This is a genomic window from Shewanella sp. 10N.286.51.B8, from assembly GCF_041469325.1.
Lineage (GTDB): Bacteria > Pseudomonadota > Gammaproteobacteria > Enterobacterales > Shewanellaceae > Shewanella.
In genome coordinates this window covers 1-24,416 of sequence record NZ_JBFRKG010000056.1, presented here as the reverse complement: position 1 = coordinate 24,416, position 24,416 = coordinate 1, and the positions used below count along the sequence as shown (strand labels likewise).

General features: G+C 40.7%; 20 protein-coding genes and 1 pseudogene. 6 read left to right on the top strand and 15 right to left on the bottom strand.

Annotated elements, in window-relative coordinates:
- Positions 1-7 precede the first annotated feature (7 nt).
- The 4 genes and pseudogenes from AB4160_RS18380 to AB4160_RS18365 all read right to left on the bottom strand — a co-directional run.
- Positions 8-550, bottom strand: a complete 543-nt coding sequence (locus AB4160_RS18380; protein WP_372005869.1) for a tetratricopeptide repeat protein — start codon at positions 548-550, stop codon at positions 8-10.
- Positions 551-607: 57 nt separating this feature from the next.
- Positions 608-1,579, bottom strand: coding sequence for a type II secretion system F family protein (locus tag AB4160_RS18375; RefSeq protein ID WP_102476112.1), 972 nt, complete (start codon positions 1,577-1,579; stop codon positions 608-610).
- Between the two features lies 1 nt (position 1,580).
- Positions 1,581-2,558, bottom strand: coding sequence for a type II secretion system F family protein (locus AB4160_RS18370; RefSeq protein WP_102435758.1), 978 nt, complete (start codon positions 2,556-2,558; stop codon positions 1,581-1,583).
- A gap of 9 nt (positions 2,559-2,567) precedes the next feature.
- Positions 2,568-3,239 (bottom strand): annotated as a pseudogene (locus AB4160_RS18365) (CpaF family protein); the annotation flags it as partial.
- 114 nt (positions 3,240-3,353) lie between these two features.
- Between AB4160_RS18365 and AB4160_RS18360 the strand changes: the two are divergent.
- Positions 3,354-4,196, top strand: a complete 843-nt coding sequence (locus AB4160_RS18360) for a hypothetical protein (RefSeq protein ID WP_372005867.1) — start codon at positions 3,354-3,356, stop codon at positions 4,194-4,196.
- Positions 4,197-4,258: 62 nt separating this feature from the next.
- Positions 4,259-5,452, top strand: coding sequence for a sulfatase-like hydrolase/transferase (locus AB4160_RS18355; protein ID WP_372005865.1), 1,194 nt, complete (start codon positions 4,259-4,261; stop codon positions 5,450-5,452).
- Positions 5,453-5,629: 177 nt separating this feature from the next.
- Here the strand turns inward: AB4160_RS18355 and gmhB are convergent, their stop codons facing one another.
- A complete protein-coding gene (gene gmhB, locus AB4160_RS18350; protein ID WP_102476098.1) occupies positions 5,630-6,184 on the bottom strand; it encodes a D-glycero-beta-D-manno-heptose 1,7-bisphosphate 7-phosphatase in 555 nt (184 codons plus the stop codon).
- 156 nt (positions 6,185-6,340) lie between these two features.
- On the opposite strand from gmhB, the gene AB4160_RS18345 reads away from it, so the two are divergent.
- Together AB4160_RS18345 and AB4160_RS18340 are read left to right on the top strand one after the other, a co-directional pair.
- Positions 6,341-7,012: a GntR family transcriptional regulator gene (locus tag AB4160_RS18345; protein ID WP_102435764.1), complete on the top strand. Its 672-nt coding sequence runs from the start codon at positions 6,341-6,343 to the stop codon at positions 7,010-7,012.
- 86 nt (positions 7,013-7,098) lie between these two features.
- A complete protein-coding gene (locus AB4160_RS18340; RefSeq protein ID WP_102435766.1) occupies positions 7,099-8,172 on the top strand; it encodes a ketoacyl-ACP synthase III in 1,074 nt (357 codons plus the stop codon).
- A gap of 96 nt (positions 8,173-8,268) precedes the next feature.
- Here the strand turns inward: AB4160_RS18340 and AB4160_RS18335 are convergent, their stop codons facing one another.
- The 4 genes from AB4160_RS18335 to AB4160_RS18320 form a co-directional block, all read right to left on the bottom strand.
- Positions 8,269-8,946: an exonuclease domain-containing protein gene (locus tag AB4160_RS18335; RefSeq protein ID WP_372005862.1), complete on the bottom strand. Its 678-nt coding sequence runs from the start codon at positions 8,944-8,946 to the stop codon at positions 8,269-8,271.
- A 73-nt stretch (positions 8,947-9,019) separates the two neighbouring features.
- Positions 9,020-10,870 carry a DUF294 nucleotidyltransferase-like domain-containing protein gene (locus AB4160_RS18330; RefSeq protein ID WP_303462356.1) on the bottom strand — a complete coding sequence of 617 codons (1,851 nt, stop codon included), beginning with the start codon at positions 10,868-10,870 and terminating at the stop codon, positions 9,020-9,022.
- A 243-nt stretch (positions 10,871-11,113) separates the two neighbouring features.
- Complete coding sequence (locus tag AB4160_RS18325; protein WP_102435770.1) at positions 11,114-12,832, bottom strand: sodium:solute symporter family protein; 1,719 nt, start codon at positions 12,830-12,832, stop codon at positions 11,114-11,116.
- 10 nt (positions 12,833-12,842) lie between these two features.
- Complete coding sequence (locus AB4160_RS18320; protein WP_076542242.1) at positions 12,843-13,109, bottom strand: DUF4212 domain-containing protein; 267 nt, start codon at positions 13,107-13,109, stop codon at positions 12,843-12,845.
- Positions 13,110-13,554: 445 nt separating this feature from the next.
- Between AB4160_RS18320 and AB4160_RS18315 the strand changes: the two genes are divergently transcribed.
- Positions 13,555-15,675 (top strand): diguanylate cyclase, encoded by a 2,121-nt coding sequence (locus AB4160_RS18315; RefSeq protein ID WP_303503797.1) that lies wholly within the window; start codon positions 13,555-13,557, stop codon positions 15,673-15,675.
- Between the two features lie 65 nt (positions 15,676-15,740).
- On the opposite strand, the gene AB4160_RS18310 is transcribed toward AB4160_RS18315, so the two are convergent.
- On the bottom strand, positions 15,741-17,186 hold the full coding sequence (locus tag AB4160_RS18310) for an alpha/beta hydrolase (RefSeq protein WP_372005859.1): 1,446 nt from the start codon (positions 17,184-17,186) through the stop codon (positions 15,741-15,743).
- A gap of 118 nt (positions 17,187-17,304) precedes the next feature.
- On the opposite strand from AB4160_RS18310, the gene AB4160_RS18305 reads away from it, so the two are divergent.
- The gene (locus tag AB4160_RS18305; RefSeq protein WP_372005856.1) at positions 17,305-17,904 is read left to right on the top strand and encodes a DUF6942 family protein; all 600 of its coding nucleotides are present in this window, start codon (positions 17,305-17,307) and stop codon (positions 17,902-17,904) included.
- Positions 17,905-17,921: 17 nt separating this feature from the next.
- On the opposite strand, the gene nadE is transcribed toward AB4160_RS18305, so the two are convergent.
- The 5 genes from nadE to htpG all read right to left on the bottom strand — a co-directional run bounded on the left by nadE (position 17,922) and on the right by htpG (position 24,123).
- On the bottom strand, positions 17,922-18,752 hold the full coding sequence (nadE, locus tag AB4160_RS18300; protein ID WP_372005854.1) for an ammonia-dependent NAD(+) synthetase: 831 nt from the start codon (positions 18,750-18,752) through the stop codon (positions 17,922-17,924).
- Between the two features lie 191 nt (positions 18,753-18,943).
- Entirely contained in the window at positions 18,944-20,248 is a 1,305-nt protein-coding gene (locus AB4160_RS18295) for an inosine/guanosine kinase (protein WP_102435778.1), read from the bottom strand.
- Positions 20,249-20,497: 249 nt separating this feature from the next.
- Entirely contained in the window at positions 20,498-21,142 is a 645-nt protein-coding gene (adk, locus tag AB4160_RS18290; RefSeq protein WP_076542252.1) for an adenylate kinase, read from the bottom strand.
- Positions 21,143-21,262: 120 nt separating this feature from the next.
- Complete coding sequence (locus tag AB4160_RS18285) at positions 21,263-22,135, bottom strand: tetratricopeptide repeat protein (RefSeq protein ID WP_102435780.1); 873 nt, start codon at positions 22,133-22,135, stop codon at positions 21,263-21,265.
- Between the two features lie 74 nt (positions 22,136-22,209).
- Positions 22,210-24,123 (bottom strand): molecular chaperone HtpG, encoded by a 1,914-nt coding sequence (htpG, locus tag AB4160_RS18280; protein ID WP_102435782.1) that lies wholly within the window; start codon positions 24,121-24,123, stop codon positions 22,210-22,212.
- Between the last annotated feature and the right edge of the window lie 293 nt (positions 24,124-24,416).

The following is a 24,416-nucleotide window of genomic DNA, read 5'->3' as shown; positions in this document are numbered from 1 at the left end:
GATGGAATTAGACCAGAACAGATAGCTCATCTAAAGAAGTATAATCTGCTCCAGCAGCCTTACTCTTAATTGCCGATAATCGCTGTTGATCAAGAAAGATGGTTTTCTCAAGATGCTTTCTTGCCAATACATATTGCCGTCTATCTATTTCAAGAATTCCTAACTCTGCATTTGCTAACCTATGATCAGGGTTTATTGTCAGCGCTTCGTTATAGGCTTTTAATGCTATGTCTTTATTGCCTTTAGCAACGTGTATTCGAGCAATTTGATAAAATGTGTCAGCGTTTTGCTGATTGAAGTCTAATGCTTGTATATAGGCGTATAATGCTTTATCTAAATCGCCGGAGCGTTCTGCATCTTGAGCTTGATTAAGAGCCTCAATTTCTGATTGAGGTGATCCCCCGACTGCAATCTGAGATTTCCCTTGATACAAATCTTGACGCTGCGGTGTTTTTGTCAGTTCAAGATCCTCATCAACTGATGCACAACCACAAAGACTAAAACTAAGTATTGCCAGCGTGAAAAGCATTTTTAGGTCACGTTTCATCATTGACATATACCTCGCCTCTTGCTGAATCCAGTAAAATTAATATATAGAATATTCATATTAAAAGGCTTGCCCCCATACTTTCATTACTTTAAGTACAGCAGGACCTACTGCGACAATAAAAAAGGACGGCCAGATACAAAACATCATTGGGAAAATCATTTTTACCGCCATCTTTGCTGCTTGTTCTTCTGCCTGTTGTAGTCTTTTGTCTCGATATTCTTCTGAAAAAACCCTTAATGTCGCTGCAATCCCTGTTCCTAAACGCATACTTTGGGATATTGCAGAGTTAAGCCCTTTAATGTCTTCTAAGCCCGTTCGCTCGGTAAATTCACTTAAAGCCACCCTAATAGTGAGACCTGCTCTAACTTTATTACACACTAACTCTAATTCGCTGGATAAATTAGGGTGGCTTAATGAAAGTTCGCGAGCTACACGTTGCAATGCTGCTAATAGCCCTAAACCCGCTTCACAACACACCACCAGCAAATCAAGTGCATCAGGAAAGCCGACACGTAAAGACCGCATTCTTTTATTCGCTAAGTAGGTTAAAACTAAAGAAGGCGCCAAAAAAAATCCCCCCATAATCAAACACACTAGATAAATACTGATCAATGTCGATAAATCCGGAAATATTTTTAAAACCACGATAGAAAGTACTGCACCTATTAGCAACAGTAGTAAACGTATCGCGCTAAAGATGGCCAATGCGCTATCGGAATGTAGCCCCGCATGAATTAACAACCGCCTTGTTTCATTATTTGATAAATTCAAAAATGGCACTTTGCCTAATTGGCCAATTCCATGCTCCAGGGTTTTATTTACCTCGTTATTTTCAACAGCCGAGCTTTGAGTATTAACGCCAGAAATTTGTTGTAAGCGTTTACGCACAGGCGAGTATACCCCGCTTACTAACAACGAAATTGATAGAGCAAATGTAATACCGACTATCGCAGCAACAATGTATATCGCCCACTCAACATGTTGGGGATTGTCGAATGTCTGATTAATGAGTCCAAGTAAATAGTCCATATCACATATCAATCCTAATCAATTTACTGATCCAAAGGCCACCTAACGTCATCCCAATTGCGCCCCACATTAACAATGTCTTGCCATCTTCGGTGCCAGTCAGCTCTCCCACATAGTCAGGTGTTTGTAAATAGATAACAGCGAACAATACAAATGGTAATAAGATTAAAATCCACGCAGATAAACGTCCCTCAGCCGACAACGTTCTTACTCGACGCCTGAACATAAAACGTTTACGAATAACCTGTGCCAAGTTATCAATGTTTTCAGCTAGATTACCGCCGGTTTCTTTCTGCACCATCACCGCACTTGAAAATGCCATCGCGGACACACTTGGTACCCGCTCAATAAATCCAAGAATAGCCCTTTTGGTATCTTTACTGTAATTGATGTTGGCAAACATCAAGCTAAACTCTTTGGCTAATGGACCTTCCATTTCCTCTGTAACTAGTTTTATGGCATCAGAAAACGAGTAACCCGCTTGTAAAGCGCGCCTTAATACATCAAGCGCATCAGGAAAACTTGCCTCTATCGCATCCATTCTTTTTGCAATATCACGATTTAATTTAAAATAAAACAACAAGAACACGATAAACATTGCAAAAAATACCATCAGTGGTACACGAAAATACCACCAACTTACTATCCCCACTAATGTGGCAACAAATAAAGCTAAAAATAAAAATTGATGCCCTAAAAGTCGATAATCAGCCAACTCGAGACGGTAACTTAAGTCTTCAATAAAACCGATGCTTTCTAAAGCTCGACCAATCTTACCAACTTTGCTTAATCGGTTTTTTCTCAGTAAAGAAGTCTCAAGTACACCATCACCAGACTCTTGGGATAGTTGCTGTAATCGCTTACGTACTTGGGCTGTATTTGCCCGCTGCGGACTATAGACAGGTAAAAATAACGCCTGAGAAAGGAAAATTACGGCAATAAAAATTAAAACTAGGAAAATAATTTCATTGGAAGGCATAAAAGACTCCTAAAAATTAGCGAATGGGTCACCGCAATTAAATAGCTTAAATGGCAGATCAATACCATGCTGCTTTAATTTAGAATGGAAGTTGGGCACTACACCTGTGGCATTAAAATGACCAATAATTTGACCTTGTTCATCAACGCCTTCACGTGAAAAGCGAAATATCTCTGACATGGTTATGATGTCGCCTTCCATACCATTGATTTCTTGGATACTTATCACCCTTCTGCGGCCATCTTCTTGCCTTTCAAGCTGTACAACCAAGTCAATTGCCGATGCTATTTGTGTCCTGATATTACTCACAGGCATATCAAATCCGGCCATACAAACCATATACTCCAACCTGCCGAGGGCATCTCGTGGGCTGTTGGCATGCAATGTTGTTAGTGAACCTTCGTGACCGGTATTCATTGCGGTCAGCATATCCAATGCTTCTCCACCACGCACCTCACCAATGACAATTCTGTCAGGGCGCATTCGAAGGCAATTTTTTACCAAGTCACGTTGGGTGATTTCGCCACGACCTTCGATATTTTGTGGTCGAGTTTCTAAACGGACAGTATGCTCTTGCTGGAGTTGAAGTTCTGCTGAATCTTCAATGGTGACAATGCGTTCATTAGCTGGAATATAGCCCGAAAGCATATTCAGTAGCGTGGTTTTACCACTACCAGTACCACAAGCTCAATCAAAAATGCAGCATCAAACTAAACATGATGTTCAAGGGCTACACCAAAACAAAAATGAAGCGCTAGATTAAAATGACTCGGAATTAAACATAAGAGATAAGCCATGCCTAAAACCGTAACAAGCAATGCTAAGCTTAGCGTCCCATCAATCTCTTTGATGCGCACGTATTTTAGAACGCTTGCGGTGTTAATTTTTCTAATTGTGATTGCATTTAACTATAAACAGTTAATACAAGACCACTCCCCCTTCTCTATTGCCAATGCGATGACACAAATCAAAGCTCAGCACTTGTTAAGTAATGGCTTACTGTACGATCTTAGTTTCTTCGCAGCTATGGTCATATTGCTACATGCCTGTTGGGCTGCAGTTATTACCCTTTCATGTCGGCCTTGGTTTCAGTATTGCAACAATGACAATATTAAGACACAGATCTGGATTGTGATCCTACTACTCCATTGTATTTTTGTGGTTGCGGCAAACTCATATTTATACCCCACCTCTTTGTTGGGGATATTCCGTGGCACAATATTAGTAGAACCTTGGCTACTTTGGGGGCTGTTTTTTTTACTCCTAAGTAATTTTATGTATGCCCTCTTCAGCAGCTTATCTCCCCATAAAACCCTTGTTTTAATTAGCCTATTAATTGTTAGCATTGGATCTGTTTATTTTGTTAGTAACAACACGCTTTCAAGCAGTAGCAAACCGGTAAATGAGTTACCGAATATTTTTGTTATCGGTATTGACGGGCTACGCCCTGACCACCTTGCACACAGAGGAGCTGATAATTCAATAGCCCCAAAGCTCAATCAGCTATTAGCAAAATCATTAATCTACGATAAAGCTTATACACCTCAAGCACGCACATATGTGGCATGGATGGGGATATTATCGGGACAATACCCTGTCAATAATGGAGCAAGGTTTAACTTAGCCCCCCTGAGCTAGTCAATAAAGATTTGCCGCTCCTAAACTCACTTTCAAGTAAAGGGTATCAAACAACCTATGCAATGGATGAGCGCCGCTTTAATCAAATAGATGAGCATTATGGCTTTGATCGTGTTATTGGTCCCAAAGTTGGGGCCGCTGATGCCATAATCGCCAACGTAGCGGATATCCCCCTAATTAACCTTGCCATCAACACCCCAATTTCTGGCTATATGTTTCCCTATTTATATATTAATCGCGCCTATGGTAAAGCCTATGATCCTATGCGGTTTAATCAAGAAGTGCTCAATGCGTTATCTGTCGATACGCCCAATTTCTTAGCGGTGCATTTTTGTCAGCTACATTGGCCGTTCACTTCAAAAGACTTTATTGAATTGGATAAATCACGCTGGGACGGTAACTACAATCATTATATGCATCGAGAATTGATTAAAACAGTAGATATACAGATAGCCAATTTTATGAGCGGCTTACGCCAACGTGGCATGTTAGAGAATGCCATAGTGTATCTACTATCAGACCACGGTGAAGGTTTTTTATTAGCTCAAGACAAGTTAACTGCCGCAGTAGATATACAAGATGACAATAACAAGCCTAGAGATAAAATTGAAAAACTCAATGTAGCCGCATGGGGCCATGGGACCAATATCTTGTCTCAGGAGCAATCACAAGTATTGCTTGCAAGTTTGCGATATCGCCATAGCGAACCGATTAACCACACAGGTAAGGTGCCAGGGTTATTCTCTCTTATTGATATAGCACCAACTATCGTGGCTAGTTTAAAATCAGATTCGACAAATAATGATTGGCAATTTGACGGTATAGCGCTTCCACAGATGCAGACAGATTTAGATGATACGCGATTTGTTTTTGTTGAGTCTTCACTGCCTGTTCGCGCTATCAATACCAGCTTCATCGATGATAATAAAGTCATGTCTGAAACCGCTTCACAATATGAAGTAAGAGACAATGGCCGAGCGGTAATGAAACCCGAGTTTTATAAAAAAAATATCGCTTTGAAGCAGCGCTCTGTATATGAAAATCAGTGGCAACTCGCCATGTTGCCTAAGGTTGAACGGCTCATTTTAGTCAATACTGACACTATGCAGTGGCACAACCTAGCCAACTATCAAGGCAATGCCCCGTGGCAAAAAATGTTAACCGCACTCTGCGAACATTACCAAGCTGATTTGGTTAACATGCCAAAAACGCCATGTCAGAATTCATTGGATTTATACTCTCAGTTAGAGAATTAATGATGAGTTTGCAAGGCAGTGGGATTAAAGTAATTTAGTTAAAGCGTAAACAGACTTAACGCGCTTTATTAATTACCTAAACCGTTAGGTCTATGGCAAGGTTCCAATGAGAAAACAACAAGGCTAGCATGGGCAATCTAGCCTGTTAGTTGCATTTTATAAGTATTTATTTGCTTATTATAAAATTTGCTCTAAATAAGCTGGCACGTCTGCAATACTATTTACTACCGCAGTGGCTTCACTTACCCCAGCTTCATCAACAACTTTACCGGTTTTAACTAAAATCGATGTTAGGATGCCTGCCGCTTTAGCAGCGCGCATATCATCGGCTTTATCACCCACCATGATAGATTGACTCATATCAATTTTTAAAAATTCTGCAGCACTATTAAGCATACCGGGTTTAGGTTTGCGGCAATCACAATCTTGTTTGTAATCCCCAAGGCCTTTTTCTGGATGATGGGGGCAATAATAGATACCGTCCAACTCCACACCTTTATCAGCAAAGTTCCAATCCATCCATTCAGTTAAATGGTGAAAATCATCTTCACTATACATACCGCGAGCAATACCAGATTGGTTTGTCACCACCACGACCATGTAGCCCATTTTTTTAAATGCTAAGCATGCTTCAAACACACCTTCAATGTATTCAAAGTCATCAACCAAGTGCACATAGCCTTTATCGATATTGATAACGCCGTCACGGTCTAAAAAAATGGCTTTATTCACGGTACTACTCCTAAAATTTCAATTACAGTGATTATCCCACTACTTAGTTAAATATGCACATGTATTATAAAAGGAAGATTTTTTACATCGATACTTTATAATAACGCCAGTAAAGGTTACCCTTCCGTAGATATTTTGTGACAATTATAAGAAGTAATGAGTCAAATAACGCCAATAATTCATAAAACTCGCACCCAAGCTGTAGTAGAAGTTTTGAGAGAACAATTACTTTCTGGCTATATCAAAGCGGGTGAACCGCTTAGACAGTCAGCAATTGCTGCGCAACTTAATGTCAGTCGTATTCCTGTTCGTGAGGCTTTAGTACAGTTAGAGGCTGAAGGGTTAGTCAAGTTTGAAGCCCATAAAGGTGCCACTGCGACAATGCTTTCTGTTGAGCAGGTCACAGAATTATTTGAGCTACGCGCTATGATAGAGAGTGATTTGCTTGCAAAAGCAATTCCTAATCTACAAGATGATGATTTTGAGCGGGCTGACAAGGTGCTAGCCAAACTCGAGTCAGCTTTTAAGCAAGAGGACTCAGTTGCAACTTGGAGCGAACTCAATATCCAGTTCCATACGTGCTTATATGAAGCCGCTAATCGACCTCATACTCTCGAAGTTGTCCATGGTTTAAATAATAACTGTGATCGCTATATCCGTTTACAGCTACTTTTAACCGGTGGAATACCAACGGCGGAACGAGAGCATCGCGAACTCTTCGAATTGTGCAAACGCAAAGATATCGGCAAAGCGACCAAATTATTACAACAACATATTTTACATGCAGCAGAAGCCATTAAGGCACTTGTGGTCCAGCATTTAAAGTAGGTTTAGTGGGGAGTAACAGTCCCTCTATTAAATGAAGACATTTTATTACCAGATTATTTTTTAATTTTTATTTGAGAGATCACCACATGCAGTATGCTCATATTACCGGCTGGGGAAAATGTGTCCCACCAGCAACTCTGACCAATGACGATTTAGCCACATTTATGGAAACGTCAGACGAGTGGATTAAAACTCGTACCGGGATCAGCGAAAGACGTATTAGCCACGTCAATACCTCAGAACTTGCAACCGTTGCAGCGCAAAATGCGTTATCAGCGGCAGGTATTGATGGCAGTGAGATTGACTTAATCATCTTAGCAACAGCAAGCCCTGACACTTTAATTCCAAACATTGCTTCAACGGTGCAAGCCAATATTGGTGCAACTTGCGGCGCGTTTGATATCAACGCGGCCTGTAGTGGCTTCTTATACGGTCTTGGTCTTGGTAGTTCAATGATCAAAAGTGGTCAAAATAAAAAAGTGTTGGTTATTGGTGCAGAGCGTTTGTCTTTTTACCTTGATTGGTCTCGCCGTGAAACCGCTGTATTATTTGGTGATGGCGCCGGCGCGGTGGTATTAGAAGTAAGCGACCAACCAGGCGGTGTTTTAGGTTACGAGTTAAATAATGACCCTGCTGCGCGTGATATTTTAGCCTCTGGTTTTGGTACCAAAATGGATCGCTTTGATTCATCTTCTTTAGACTTCTTCATTCATCTAAATGGCCAAGAAGTGTTTAAACGCGCGATTCATGGCATGGGCGGTCTAAGCACTAAAGTGCTTGAAAAGTGCAATATCAATAAAGAAGACGTTGATTTTGTTATTCCTCATCAAGCCAATGAACGTATTATTGATACCTTAATCGGCCGCATGAAAATTCCAAAAGAAAAAGCCTTTGTTAATATTGCAAAATATGGCAATACCTCGGCAGCCACTATCCCTATTGCGATTTGTGATGCTCTTGAACAAGGTAAGTTGAAAGCAGGTCAAACTGTTTTATCATGTGCCTTTGGCGCGGGTTTAACCTCAGCGGCTGCATTAGTTAAATGGGGTGAGCGTACTACACCGATTAACCCACCTACAGCCGAGCTTCCACCTTGTGAAGTCACTGCCTTAGAGCTTATCAAGCCAGCTGTTGATTTCTTCATGAACAAATCAAAGTAAACTCAGCTTGCTAAACCATTAAACCAGCCTTGTGCTGGTTTTTTTATATCTATTTACTGGATTTAAACTGATTTGATTAAGTTCAGGCTACTGCCTTTATATACTAATAAATTGCGCCGCCTTCATGGTTTTACTGTCGCCAATAGAGGCTATTTGTGCCACAAACAATTCGGCGCACGCTAGTGCATCTGTGAGGGCATCATGGCCATAATAAGTCGGCAGACCGTATCGTTTTCGACAAGCATCCAGTCGTAAACTACCTTCTTGCAGCACATCATGTTGGCGTAAAAGTCGTTGTTTTTCTATCGCTAAGGTATCAATAAAAGGCAATTTAATGCTTCTTTTATAGACTTTTTCTAAATGGCTTTGGATAAAACTAATGTCCATTGGTGCATGATGAGCTAATAAAATTGAGCCTTGAGTTTGTGCAAGCAACCAGGCCATGGCTTGTGTTAGTGATAACGCTTCTGTTAAATGATTATCGATAATCCCGTGCACAGCTGCGCTCTGTCCTACACTTCCATCGATTGTCACCATCACTTGCAGGGCTTTTGATAACGGAATGGCGCCATGCTCAATCGGCACGATACCAATACTGATTATTTGGTCGTTATGAGGATCTAACCCGGTCATTTCAAGGTCTAATGCCATGATGGGTAGATCCGCAATCGTAGCGCTAAGATAAGGTTTAATACTTGACTGATAAGCCGCAAGCTCGTCTTTTTGACCGAGAAGTTCTAACTGTAAGCGCGTTTTAAGCCATAACTCATTCACTAAGTTGTTTACTCCACACTATTAACATCACAAGCTAAATTAACATCACAGGCCAACCCACATAGAAATACCATTAATAACTTCGCATAAACTTCATTCTTAAGCCAGATTGCGCATCATGAACCACTTTAAAAGCATCCCTGAGTTGATGTCGCAATAACGATGACATTTGCTGCGGTTTTAAGTAATTGGTGACTTCTTGTTGTTGTGTATGCTGCAGGCCTTGATTGGATAACCGCATATGCGCAATAAACTCTAGTGCATCAGCTAGATTAAGGGCATCTTTACGGTTAATGATATTGGCTTCCATCAATGCTCGGATCCGCTTAGGCGTATTCACTTCAGTAATACCGGCACTTAAAGCATACACTCTGGCGATATCGTTAATTAACGCTACGCCTTTATGTTTCAAATCCATACCTTTTACTTCACTGCCATCACGCTCTAACACAAACTTTCTAAAAAAGCCTAGCGGCGGCGTTTCAACCAGTGAGTTACCCGCCATTCCAGCAAGAAAAATATCATTATCTTTGGTGTTGCTTAAGACGTGCTGTTGTAACTGATCAAATAAATTCTGCGGCCCATAAACGGAGCGCATATCAAAAAAGATACTGGCATGCATTAAGGCTTTAGGTTCGGGTGATAGCACCCATTTTTCAAAGTGTTGTTGCCATTGGGACAGTGACAAACGCCATTTGGGGTTTTGCGCCATAATATCCCCGGGACAATATATATAGCCGCATTGATCCAGCCCTTTACAAACCGCATGGGTTAAGGCGTCAAAATAGCCTTTTGCATGCTCATCAGGCTCATGGGCCAGCAAAATACCGTTATCTTGATCTGAACAGGCCGCTTGATCTTGCCTGCCTTGTGAGCCAAACGCTAACCAGCAAAAGGCCATTGGCGCTTCACCTAAAATTTGCTGATTTAAAATAATTAATCGCCGGGTTAATGCATCAGTAACCGAGGTTAATACCCTGCCCACTTCTTCTGCTCGGGCATCTGCACTGATTAGATTTTGTAGTAATACCGGAATTTGTTTACTGACATTAATCAGGCTATCAATATTGGTTTGCCGCTCTATTTCGCCGATTAATAGCAAGGGCTGTGAACTCTGGCCGCGTAAAATATCAGTACTGGTTAATATCCCCACCACATTTTCTTGTTCCATAATGGGTAAGTGATGAATGCCATGTTCACTCATCAACAGCATTGCTTCAAATACTAAGGCGTTAGCTTCAAGTTTGGTGGGATTGGGAGTCATCGCTTGATGAACCGGCAAATTGCCATCAAAGCCTTCAGCAAGCACTCGATTACGTAAATCTCGATCGGTAAGAATACCAATCAATTGCTGATTATCCATCACTAGCACTGATGACACTCTGGCTAAACGCATTTTTTTCGCCGCTTCACTGACACTGGCATTACAATTTATAATTAGAGGATCGGCAGACATTAAACTATTGATACGATTGGTTGTGGTTAAGTCTTTTGCTTTAAATCTAGCTTGATGACGCATTCTTCTGGCAAAGGCACGATTAAAAAAGCGATCGAAGCTGCGGCTTTCACTACGCAAAAAATCAAAGGTTTCGGGATCTAAGTGATACACCAAACTGTCTTCTAAAATCTGCACTTGGTTACTGACTTTTTCACCAGATAGCAAAGATGGAAAACCAAAGTAGTCTCCTTCGCCCAACCTATCTAATAACTCACCTTGATTGTCTCTTACTTCAAATGCGCCAGAGCGAACAATATAAAGTTGTGGATGACTGGCATCTAAGGGCACTACAGCCGATGCTTTACTGTAATAACCAATGGTGATTTGCTTGCAGCAGCGCGTTAAATTTGTCTCTGAAAGACTATCAAATGGTACTAACTCTTTAATAAATTGAACAATGGGTTGCAGTTCACTGGCATCTTTCATCGCGGGCCTCTTACTTACTGCCAAATCATTTTCTGTCTTATTAATTTAATATACGTAAATTATATTGAGGCTGATATTCGACCAATGGCCATAAGTGGCAATATTTAACTCACTAATATTAAACACTTGCTAACAGCATTTGTTCATAAAGAATTGAACACTGTCACCAATAAAAAAAGCGCCGAAGCGCTTTTTTATCCGAGAGTTAAATACTCACATTTTAAAATTCATATTGTATGAATCTTAATGGTCGTGCGCTTCACCTGAGCCTTTCGGGAATCGAATTGACTCAACCATAGCAACCACGTCAGCAGGTACCGCTGCAGTGACTTTGCTAACAGCAAATGCAACACCAAAGTTAATCATCATACCTAGCATACCAATACCTTCAGGCGAAATACCTAGGAACCAGTTTTCACTGCTATTGGCACTTGGGTTAACAAACTTAAAGTACACGATATAGCTTGCAGTAAATAGTAAACCTAAAACCATCCCTGAAATCGCACCTTCTTTGTTAACGGTTCTTGAAAAGATCCCCATAACAATGGCAGGAAACAATGACGAGGCAGCTAGACCAAATGCAATCGCAACAACCGCGGCCACAAAGCCTGGTGGGTTAATACCAAAGTAACCCGCCATGACAATACCTAGCGCCGCGGCAATTCGCGCAAATAAAAGCTCTTTCTTATCTGAGATATCTGGCATGAAGTTTTTCTTCAATAAATCATGGGATACCGAGGTAGAAATAACTAATAATAAACCCGCAGATGTAGACAGTGCCGCCGCAAGACCACCAGCAGCGACCAATGCTATGACCCATGCTGGCAGAGATGCAATTTCAGGCGTTGCTAATACCATGATATCGCGGTCAATTTTCATTTCATTGGTATCGCCTTTAGCATAATAGATATTGCCATCAGCATTTTTATCATCCCAAGTAATTAAGCCAGTTTTTTCCCAGTTTTTAATCCATTCAGGCGCTGTTTCATAAGCAACACCGGTTTTTTCTGGGCCATTAATGGTTTCAATCATATTTACACGAGAAAAAGCTGCCAATGCTGGAATTGTGGTATACATAATAGCAATAAATACTAATGCCCAACCTGCTGATACACGCGCATCTTTTACTCTAGGCACTGTAAAGAAACGCACGATGACATGGGGTAAACCAGCGGTACCAAACATCAAGGCACCAGTAATAAAGAACACATCAATCATGCTCTTTGAGCCTTCAGTATATTGAGAGAAGCCAAGTTCTGCCGACAAGCCATCAAGCTTATCTAACAGGTAAACTCCTGTTCCATTACCTGCTGCATCAACAAGTTCTGCACCAAAGCCAATTTGCGGTAACACATGACCTGTCATCATTACCGAGATGAAAATGGCTGGTACCATAAAGGCAAAAATAAGCACACAATACTGCGCAACCTGAGTGTAAGTAATCCCTTTCATACCGCCTAAAACAGCATAAAAGAACACCACTGCCATACCGATATAAACCCCAGTTTCAACTTCGACTTCTAAGAAACGGGAGAATACCACCCCAACACCACGCATTTGACCGGCGATGTAGGTGAAACAGATGAAAATCGCACACACGACTGCCACAGTTCGCGCAGCTTGTGAGTAATAGCGATCACCAATAAAGTCTGGCACAGTAAATTTACCGAACTTACGTAAGTATGGAGCCATGCAAAGCGCTAGCAGAACATAACCACCGGTCCAGCCCATTAAATAGACAGAACCATCATAACCAGTAAATGAAACAATACCGGCAAGTGATATAAATGATGCCGCGGACATCCAATCCGCCGCTGTTGCCATACCGTTCATAACTGGCGGCACGCCGCCACCAGCGACATAAAACTCTTTAGTTGAGCCAGCACGAGACCATATTGCGATACCGATGTACAGGGCAAACGTCAAGCCCACGATAATATAAGTTAAAGTTTGAACATCCATGATTTATTCCTCAGTCTTCGTGTACGTTATATTTTTTATCTAAAGCATTCGCTTTCGCTACATACACAAAAATCAGTGCAACAAACACATACATGGCACCTTGTTGTGCAAACCAGAATCCCAATTTAAAGCCCATGAAGTGGACTTCATTAAGAACATCGACCAGTAAAATACCGCAGCCAAATGATACTGCAGCCCAAATTGCCAGCAACCCCAATACTAAGCGTAAATTCTCACGCCAGTACCCACTTGCTGTATCTTGATTTTCGAAACTCATAGTGACTCCCCAGTGCTAATTATTTTTTAAGTCGATAGTTAATCTAACAACTCAAAATGTGACCACAATCACGACCTTAGTCTAAGATTTGGTTTGGCCAGTTATAGAAAAAACAAAATAGTTACTTATTAACAACAGCTTAACCTATGAAATGCTGAAGTTATGTCTACATCACCAATTAAGCTAATGTAGACCAAGGTCGAACTGAATTTAGTGATTGACTAAGATAAGCAGCAGGAAAGTATTGCCTCAAATGGGTATTGAGCTCACAAGCAGAATTCAGATTTTTCACATTACGGGGGCCACAATATCGTTTCCACTTGAGTTAAATGCTTGACGAGTATAAAATTTTTACATAACAGTTCGATCACATGGTATTCGATTGCAGTTTCCTATAATAAATAAAAAAAACCTCCTAATTGCACTCTGTTTTGGCCTATTAGGAATGGTAATTAATTGCTACCCCATTCCAATATTCGCCAATGTCCAATTAGTGCTAGGTAATACTTTTACCGTTATTTCAGCTGTGCTTTTAGGCCCTTGGTATGGTTTAGTCACCGCCATACTCAGCGCAAGTGGATTAATGCTCACTTGGGGTAGCCCCCATGTATATTTACTATTTTGTACCGAAGCAATATTCATTGGCATTGCTCGCAGAAAAGGCCTGTTTCCCTTATATAGCAGTGGTATTTATTGGTTAGCTCTTGGTATGCCATTAACCTACATATACATGGTGACACTTGCTGATTTTCCAGATAGCCACATGTTATTCGCCATTATCAAGCAAAGCATCAACGGTTTAATTTACGCTGGCTTGGCGTCACTGTTCATCTTGTTTATTCCTAATACGTGGCAGTTAAACGACACAAAAACCAACCAAAAACGTCGTAGTTTTAACGCTCAAGTCACCTACTTTATGACGTTAATGATCACCCTTTGCTTGTTATTATCAGCACTGACTTTTAATTATTTGTTTCTTGAAAAACAACAAGAGTTACTGAAGCGAAATTTAACTGACACCACCGAACATATTAGTACGGCAACCGAGCAATACCTTAATGAACATAAAATGGTCATTGATTATGCGGCAGATTTAATCAGCTTAACGACGTCATCCTACAGTGAATTACAACAAGTTTTAATCAAACTGCATCAGCATTATCCTAGTTTTATTACTATGCTGCTGGCAGACACTGATGCTCAAGTGATTGCCGCAAGCCCCAGCAGTATTATGCTCAATAAAACAGGGCAACCACTGGATTTATCAATTTCAGATAGAGACTACTTTATTGAGTCTTTTTATAATCAGCGCTTGTTTGTTTCGCCTGTGTTTAAAGGCCGCGGCTTTGGTGACGAATCAATTATCGCCATCAGTGCGCCTTTTTATCACAATAATGATCAATCAAAGGTCAGTGGAATTATTGAAGGCTCGCTGGATTTAGCGTTCTTTTCTAAGATAGATAATCAAAATGGAACAGGGGATAAAGAGTTTATTATCATCGTTGATAACAATAACAACATCATTTATTCCACCCCTTCTCTAAACTTAAGCACTCACGTAGAATTTACCTATTCAAATGAAAAAGGAAATTACCGCACCAGTTTAAATGTGATCAATATTCACAACTTAACCGCCACATCACCTGAATACGTGTACATCAGTAATCGACTAAACAATGGTTGGAAGTTGTATGTATTACAGCCACTGTCTCCGTTAGTTAAAACCGCCGAAACACAAATGCTAGGCACCTACTTGATGCTATTCATCTCCATCATTTTGACCTTTTTAATCTCCTCCAGAGTGTGTCGTTTACTCACTAACTCATTAGAAATTGTGGCTAATCAATTCGGACAAATCAGTGGTACTGAATTAAAAGAACAAATTGATAATGAAAGTACATCAGAAGAAGTATATAACCTGTACAAGAGCCTCACCGCCAGTAAACGTGACTTACTTAAGCACCAACTGGAGCTAGAAGAAACTGTCGCGATTCGCACCGATGAGCTTGAAAAAGCCAATCAAAAGTTATTGGCATTAGTGGATAAAGATCCACTAACGGGGCTTTATAATCGCCGTTATGCAGAAGATAGATTTGATAGCTTGCTGGATTTTTGTCTGCGAGGTGAGCATGCCATTACCATTGCTATCCTTGACTTAGATTACTTTAAACAGGTCAATGATAGCTACGGTCATTTGGCTGGGGACGAATGCTTAAGAGTCGTATCTAAACTATTAAAACAGCAATTTAAACGCGATACCGATATCGTTTCTCGCTATGGTGGTGAAGAGTTTATTTTGATATTGCCTTTATCCAATGCCCTTAAAATTGAGCAGCATCTCAATCATTTTAGAGAACAGTTAGCCAAAGTAATAATTAACTCGCCAACGGATGAACAGCACTTTTCAGTCACCACCAGTATTGGCGCGATAACGGCTAACGCCAACTTTTCTAAAGACATTGATCACTGGATAAAAGTTGCAGATGACAACCTATACAAAGCAAAAGAGCAAGGGCGAAATAAAGTCATTATTGATGTGATTAATGATCCAAGTGACCCAGAGTAGTCCACTAACGTTTCATATCAAAACCATAATCGCTAAGCTAGTGACGAGTTTAGCTACCGCGATAATCACGGCTCAATAAACTGCTCCAATCTATCTAACATATACGGATAAAATGGATTCCATTTCTGTCTTAACATCTCTGCGGCGGGGATCCCAAACAATCCCCGCTCACCTTTAAAGATTGCCTGCCCTATCTGAATATGCTGACTTTGAGGCTGATAATGTGGTCCGTATAAGGGGTCATTTTCAGGAAAAGGCAAGGCAACATGCGATAATGAATACACCCCAGCTGGCCATTTCAGTGCTAAGTCTACTGCTGCTCCCTCTTCGCTCTCAACCAAGTTTTGCTCTTGCACGCCATACTCAGATTGCTGGCTATTTTCAATTAAACTTAAACGGTAGTTCATGGGCATGTTGAGCCAAAGTGGCCCCATTTCGTTTAACAAGTTTTTAGTGATCAATTGATGATTATTACGGTTACGATTGATATCAAATATCACTAAGCTATGCTTATCTGAGGGTAAATATTGATACAAATGCTCGACCACCGCGTTAGTAGAAACGGTATCATCTGCAATTGACTGGAAGGTTAAAATAGGAGGAATATTGGCTAATTGCTGCTGATCAAATTGTTTTATTAAATATTGATTTCTTTCAGCCAGTTGATAAACAACGTCACCGGCATTCACTGCAAATGAGATATATTTGAAAGGGTCGTATTCAACCTCAATGGTATTCCAAAACAGTTTTTCTTGATTAATTAAACGCCCTAACCTCGCTTGCCACTTTGCGCCTGCTGCAATGGGCGCTAACCCTATAGCTGGCGAAAGAAACATCATTGCTTGATAATCTGTAGGGTTATTAACAGCAATTGCTTCTAGTTGAAGGTTTAATGCCAGTGCTGCACCGGTAGAAAAGCCCACGACATATAACGGTTTACCGGCCAATTTTTGCTTCATGTGCTGAGTCGCTAATGCTACTGCGCTGGCTAAATCTGGCCAAGTGATATCTGCTAAGCCAGCAGGAATAGTGCCGTGCCCTGGTAAACGTAGTCCTAAAACATCGGCTGAAGCGCTTAAATGTCGCGCTAGGTTTGAAATCGCATAAGGGGAGTCTGACATACCATGGAGAAATAAAATGCCATAATTGGCATCGGGGTTTGACCACTCAAAAGAGCGATTCCAGTTTACATCCCAATGATTTGGATCTGATAAGCTATTGGCTTCGTAACGATTAATAGGTGAAGCCAGCTTAGGAGTATATTGTTGGTATATTTTGCGGTCTAACTCATTAAATAACTTGTCTTCAAGAGCAAGATACTGGGAAAAGTCTGTTAAGCCAGACTGTTGATGATACTCACTTTTCAAGCGTGTTGTATGCCAAATCTCTAATTCAGAGCGAGCCGTTAAAAACCACACCACGGCGGCGATAAAAAGCAGTAAACTGGCAATAAAACCATAAATAGCAAAAAATAACAGATGTTTAGTCGAACCGATTACTATTGCTTTCATTCGCCAGTCCTATGGAATTAATTTTTGTCCGTATAGTTTTAATGATAGTCTAAAAAGAGTCTGAATTTACAAATAATAATATGCCATCAGGCCGAAAATATTGAGTAGCAAACCCACAATGAAATCAACTCAGCCAAGCATTCATACAAAGCCTGCTGTTATCACAAATAACGCGACTAAGCCAAACGCCGAGCTTAGCTCAAAAGCTATTTTATTAGGCTCTGAAAAAGCTGAAATCACATTCTATTTGCCAACGCCACCTAAAGTCTCCAAAGCATGGCATTGGCAAAATACAAATGCTATCGAGCAAATCATTAACGATAATGGCAATCATTGGCGAAAAATATTTACTATCATGGCCAAGATTGCTGTTACTGATAAAGCGCCAGATACATGGCGAGATTGCCGCAACCAATTATTTAATCCGCAAGCTGCTGATGATTTAAAGCGGGTAAATTTTAGTCAATGTAACATTATCATTAATGCTACTAAGCTTAGTGTGAATAGCCATATTCATATCATTTGTGGCCAAGCTGCATTCGCTAATATAAGCGATCAATCGTTTATATCTGCGTTAACCGCCATAGATGAAAGCCAAAAAATAATGGCGCATGAGCAGATACTCATCACGCCATATTTAGATTACCGCCAGTTTCCCAATGTGTTAATTGAGCAGCTAAGGCGCTATTTAAGCTCACTTAAACAATCCTTGCTCTAAGCTAGTGGGAAGTTAAATTAGTCATAAATCGTCGGGATAGGTTGACGCTTATGTTGGGTGCGCTGGTAAATCGCAATAAGTTTATCTTCAACAAAGCTATCAACCTCTTTGCCTTCTAAGAAATCATCGATTTGATCATAGCTTAGCCCTAATGCCACCTCATCTTCTAATTGCGGTTTATCGTCTTCTAAATCTGCCGTTGGCGCTTTGGTCACTAATATATCTGGCGCTCCAAGGTAACTGGCTAATTGGCGAACTTGACGCTTATTAAGACCAAACAAGGGTGCTAAGTCACAGGCGCCGTCACCAAATTTAGTATAAAAACCGGTAATATTTTCTGCACTATGATCGGTGCCAATGACTAAGCCGCCAGTTAGGCCTGCAATATGATATTGAGCAATCATTCGCATACGGGCTTTGACGTTACCTTTAATGAAATCAACATTATCATTATTAGCGACTTGAATAGCGGCATCCTCAAGTCCTGAAACCGTTGCGTTATGCACACCAATAACCCCATCAGCAATATTCACTGTTACCTGCTTTGAGGGTTGAATAAATTGACATGCAAGCTGAGCTTCATCTTCATCTTTTTGTACTTGATATGGTAAACGCACCGCAATGAATTGGTAAGCCTGCTGTGGATTGTCAGCATTTAAGCTGTCTACCGCTAACTGGCATAATCTGCCGGTTACAGATGAGTCAACGCCACCACTAATCCCTAATACCAAACAATGGCTGTGAGCCTCGACCAATTTGGTTTTAAGAAATGCTACGCGGCGCTCGACTTCATAAGCAGGTTCAATCGCCTTAAGTACTTTCATTTCTCTTAAGATTTGTCCCTTCACAATGCTCTCCAATGTATTTTTAAAACCAGAATTACTTAAAATGAGGTATGTTTCTGCATATTCAACATCCTACTGAATTTTTCAGCGTCTACCAAGTACTTGTTTATCTTGATGCAAACAAAAAGGGCAATCACCACTTGGTGATTGCCCTTGATTTAGTCACTGATTATATAAACGGAAAACCTGTCTGGTTATCTTTCCCAGTATGACTCTTCTAAACTATCTTCACGCTCAGGTAAACCACGAGATAATCTTGGGCTATGCTGGGCTAATACTTCATAAGCGACGCGGTTAGCATATTTACACACTTGCGAGAAAGATGAATAACACAGGCCATCACGCTGATGCTTACTTGAACCCGGTACATTGGTTTTATGGAAAGTATTAGCTGCTAAGTCATGCAGTAATGCTGATAACGCTCCATCTCCGGCACCGTTTGTATTGCGGATATAATCTGGTCCACCCATATAAGGCGAGATATGAGCATACACTTTAATCGGTGTAGTACAGTCTGATTTACGTTTAGGACGCGAGAATTCGTAACGGTTAAATTCAGGAATTGCGCCCGGTAATAATAAATGGGCTGTGGCTCTTTTTTCAGAGTCTTCAGTATAGCCTGCTGTATATAAACCTAACGGTCCTGCAGTACACAACACCATATCACACCACTCTAAGGCCGCTTCGCTGGCTAATAGCGGATCGCTGAACCCCGTTAAGGCCTCGCCTTCGTCTTCATTCATCGCCAAAATTGTTACATTATCGCAAATGAAATCTTGCCACCATTTAGGGTCTTCTTGAATTAAGAAGCGGGTACCTAAGGTCAATACCACTGGCACATCGGCTTCTTTAGCATATTCAATCGCTTTCATTGCCGCTTCAGTGATTAAATCACCTTCGCTGGCACGCATTAAATACGCAGTTAAAACTAGCGCTGAACTACCTTGAACCACGTCTTTATTAATATATTCTGGGGTTAGCTTATCCATTGCACCTTTGCTAATCGCAAAGGTACGTTCACCTTCAGCAGAGATCAAAGTAAAACAACGACCGATAGGGCCATCTACTGGCTGCAGGTAGTTTAAGTCCACTTTAGAGGAGGTATTACAAAGGTAGCGATAGGCATAACTACCGACCATGATATTCTGGCTCATAACGCCAAATAATACCGAACGGTCATCAGCTAAAATTGAGTAGTTATGAACGGTATTACCAATGGTGCCACCAGCAAATTCATCGCTGATCATCTCATTGTTTTTTAGTTCATTATAAAGTTCGTGAGCTTGCTGATCATCAATAAGAGTTGAGTTGCCTTTTGGAAGCCCGTAACGGCCCAGTAGCTCATCTTCGACTTTTGCTTCAATATCCACAAGAGTTTGGTCAATACCGCAAATATAGGTAGATACAGACTGCTCTTGCTGGGTTAACTGAGCCAATAATGGGTCTCGGTTGTTTACTGGGAAATAGTGCTTAGATTTGCGTTGACCAGGGAACTTCATCTTAAACTCTCTTGAGTAGGCATCCATGCAATAAGGATTATGGGTTATTCACAGCTTTTGAAAACAGTAACGCTTTAATAGAAACGTTCTTATTACCAAACGCTAATTTTAACACAAATACAATCAACACCAAGATAGATGTCAATCATTCTCAGTTTTTGTGACGATGATTTTATTTATGACATAAAAAAACCTGCAATGCAGGTTTTTTTTATAATTCAACAGTATAAAAATACTACTTTGTAGGTATTAACCTAACAACTGCTTTACTTGCGCGCTAACAGCGGCAACAGTTTGAGTACCATCATACTTAGTGTATTGAGTGTTACCAGCAGCTGCGACTTTACCATAGTATTCTACTAGCGGCTTAGTTTGCTCATGATAAATACCAAGACGCTTACGTACAGTTGATTCTTCATCATCTGGACGGATAGATAAGTCTTCACCAGTGACGTCATCTTTACCTTCAACTTTAGGTTGGTTGAAGATAATGTGATAAACACGGCCAGAGCCTGAGTGAACACGACGACCACTCATACGCTTAACGATTTCTTCGTCAGGCACATCAATTTCTATCACGTGATCGATTTCAATTCCATTAGCAACCATAGCGTCTGCTTGAGGAATAGTACGAGGGAAACCATCAAGTAAGAAACCCTTTGCACAATCATCTTGGGCAATACGTTCTTTAACTAAACCAATAATTAGGTCATCTGATACTAACTGGCCCGCATCCATCACTGATTTAGCTTCTAATCCTAACGGAGTGCCAGCTTTAATTGCTGCACGCAGCATATCACCAGTTGAGATTTGTGGGATACCGTACTGCTCCATAATGAACTGAGCTTGTGTACCTTTACCGGCACCAGGGGCACCCAATAGTATAATGCGCATCTCAAAAGTCCTCTATATTGCTTTCATATTTTTAGGCGGCGATTTTCGCACATTTAGACGGTCTTTAGAAGGTAAAACCTCAAGATTTAGACCAATATCTAATACGAAAATTTTCCGTGTTTAATACAGTAAACTGTATAAACGGCGGCGATACTGACTGGCTATGGCGTTGCCTTGCCCTAGTGCTGTCAATATTTCCATAAACACTTGTTTAACTTTTCCATCCGCAGCGGATAAATCTTTCTCTAAAATGGCAAATAAACACTCAAGTGCCTCTTCGCCACGATTAGCTTGATTCAATGCTTTGGCCAAATCGATAGTCAGTTCAATATTACCAGGCTGCTGTTGTAATGATTGTTGTAACTGACGAATTTCAGGGGTATCTGCAGCGTCTTCTGCTAGGGCTAACTTGGCTTTTAAGTTCTGATAGTAACTGTCTTGATCTGCAAGCCCTATCGTATCTAATAAGGTCTTAGCTTCAGCCAGTATGCCCAATTGTAAATAAACATCGATAAGCACTAAGGCCACTTCTGCTTGTTGCTGAGATTCAGCAAAGGCACTTTTCAGTAATGCTAAGGCTTGTTCAAGTTTTTCGTCGCTTGGCTTTTCAATGCCTGCTTCAACCAAAATCGCTTTTGCAGCATTAAAATCTGTTACCCATAACGCAGGAAGATGCTTATCAAGTAATTCATTCACTTGCGCTGCACTTTGCACCCCAGCGAAACCATCAACCGGCTGACCTTTACTCAGCACTAGGTGGGTAGGTAAGCTCTGAATTTGGAAGTAATTAGCAATTTCTAACTCAGCTTCACAATTCACTTTCGCAAGGATAAAGCGCCCAGCTTGCTCATTGGCAATCTGTTCCATCACTTGTAGCATTTGTACACTTTGCGGTTGCTGTTGTGCCCAAAAAGACATCACCACAAAGTTATCCATCGAAGCATCAACAATTTGCTGAATATTTTCTTTAGTTAAATTAATAATATGTTCCATATTGATTCCTTTTAACTATTTCGTGATAGCTAACAAAAAGCGGGCCTAAGCCCGCTTTATTGCAATACTAATGACTATTTTAAGCTCGCCACTAGCATTTGGTTGGTTAACTTAATGAATGCCGATGGATCCGCTAAGCTGCCCTTTTCTGAAAGCTGAGCTTGTTGTAATAACAAATCTGCCCAGTTAGCAAATGCTAGCTCATCTTGCTCGTCATTTAGACGCTCAACCAGCGGATGCTGTGGGTTAATTTCAAATGTCGGCTTAGACTCAGGTACAGGCTGACCTGCTGATTGCATAAGCTTAATCATTTGCGATGACATTTCACCTTCACCGGCAACCACACATGCAGGGGTATCCGTTAAGCGAGAAGTCACTTTAACATCTGATACTTTACCTTCTAGCGCTGTTTTAATACGTGATACTAATGATTCAGCTTCGCCAGCTAACTTTTCTTGAGCTTCTTTTTCAGCAGCATCTTCAAGTTCACCTAGCTCTAAATCACCACGCGTTACTGAGTGCAGTTTCTTGTCTTTAAATTCAGTTAAGTGGTTAATTAGCCATTCATCGATGCGCTCTGACATTAATAGAACTTCAATGTCTTTCTTGCGCAGTAGCTCTAAATGCGGGCTGTTAGCTGCCGCTTCATAGCTATCAGCCACGATATAGTAAATCTTATCTTGGCCTTCTTTCATGCGACTGATGTAATCATCTAATGACACATCTGTCACTGGTGAATTGTTATGGGTTGAAGCAAAACGCAGTAAACCAGAAATACGCTCACGGTTAGCGAAATCTTCAGCTGGGCCTTCTTTTAATACTTGACCAAATTCAGCCCAGAAAGCTTGATACTTTTCAGCATCGTTTTTAGCCATTTTTTCTAGCATGCCAAGAACGCGCTTAGTCACACCAGTGCGCAGTGCTTTCGTTACACTGTTATCTTGTAAGATTTCACGCGATACGTTGAGTGGCAAATCATTTGAATCGATTAAGCCTTTAACAAAACGTAAATAAGTTGGCATAAACTGTTCAGCATCATCCAGTACAAATACACGCTGTACAAAAAGTTTTAGACCATGCTTAACGTCGCGGTTAAACATATCCCAAGGGGCTTTAGTTGGGATATATAATAAGCTGGTATATTCTTGCTTACCTTCAACACGGTTGTGAGACCACGTTGCTGCATCAGCATAGTCGTGAGAAATATGCTTGTAGAACTCTTGATATTCTTCATCTGATATATCTGATTTGCTACGAGTCCAAAGCGCAGTGGCTTTGTTCATTGGCTTCCACTCGCCTTCAGTAGCAGGGATTTTCTCGCCATCTTCGCCATCTGTTTCTGGTAGGCCAGCTTCAAACATTTCTACTGGTACTGAGATATGATCAGAGTACTTAGTAATGATTGAGCGCAAACGAGTATCATCAGCGAATTCTTTTTCTTCATCACGTAAATGAAGGGTAATTTCAGTACCGCGGCTATTTTTAGTGATGGTATCAACGGTAAAGTCACCTTCACCTGCTGACTCCCACAGAACCGCTTGATCAACTGCTGCACCTGCTGCGCGGGTACGTACAGTGACTTTATCAGCAACGATAAAGGCAGAATAAAAACCTACACCAAATTGACCGATAAGCTGCGAATCTTTTGACTCTTCACCTGATAAGTTTTTAAAGAAGTCTGCAGTACCTGATTTTGCAATCGTACCTAAATGTTCAATCACACCATCACGTGTCATACCGATACCGTTATCTTCAATAGTAACAGTGCCTTTTTCTTGATCGGTACTAATACGAACACGCAGTTCAGTATCGCTTTCATATAATGCGTTATCAGTTAATGCTAAGTAACGTAGCTTATCTGCCGCATCCGCAGCATTTGAGACTAGTTCACGTAAGAAAATTTCTTTATTTGAATATAAAGAATGGATCATCAGATGTAGAAGCTGTTTTACTTCGGTTTGAAAGCCATGCGTTTCTTGTTGAGACATGAAAATTTCCCTTGTTTACGTTAATACATCAACCATGTTGTATCCAACACGGTATAAAAATCTTTGTTACCTAGGAAATGGGGCGCGATAAATAGAATTCAAGGGGAAATTATTTTATTGCTGAAAAAAAACCATGAACTGGCGAAATAACTGGCGATTAGCAATCGATTTGAGCTAATAACGGCTAATATTGGAAACAAAAAGCCCAGCTTACTCACTCATAAGCGAGGCTTTAAAATAAGACACAAATTCACAACTATAGTTCGCAACTATAGTTCGCAACTATCATTTAT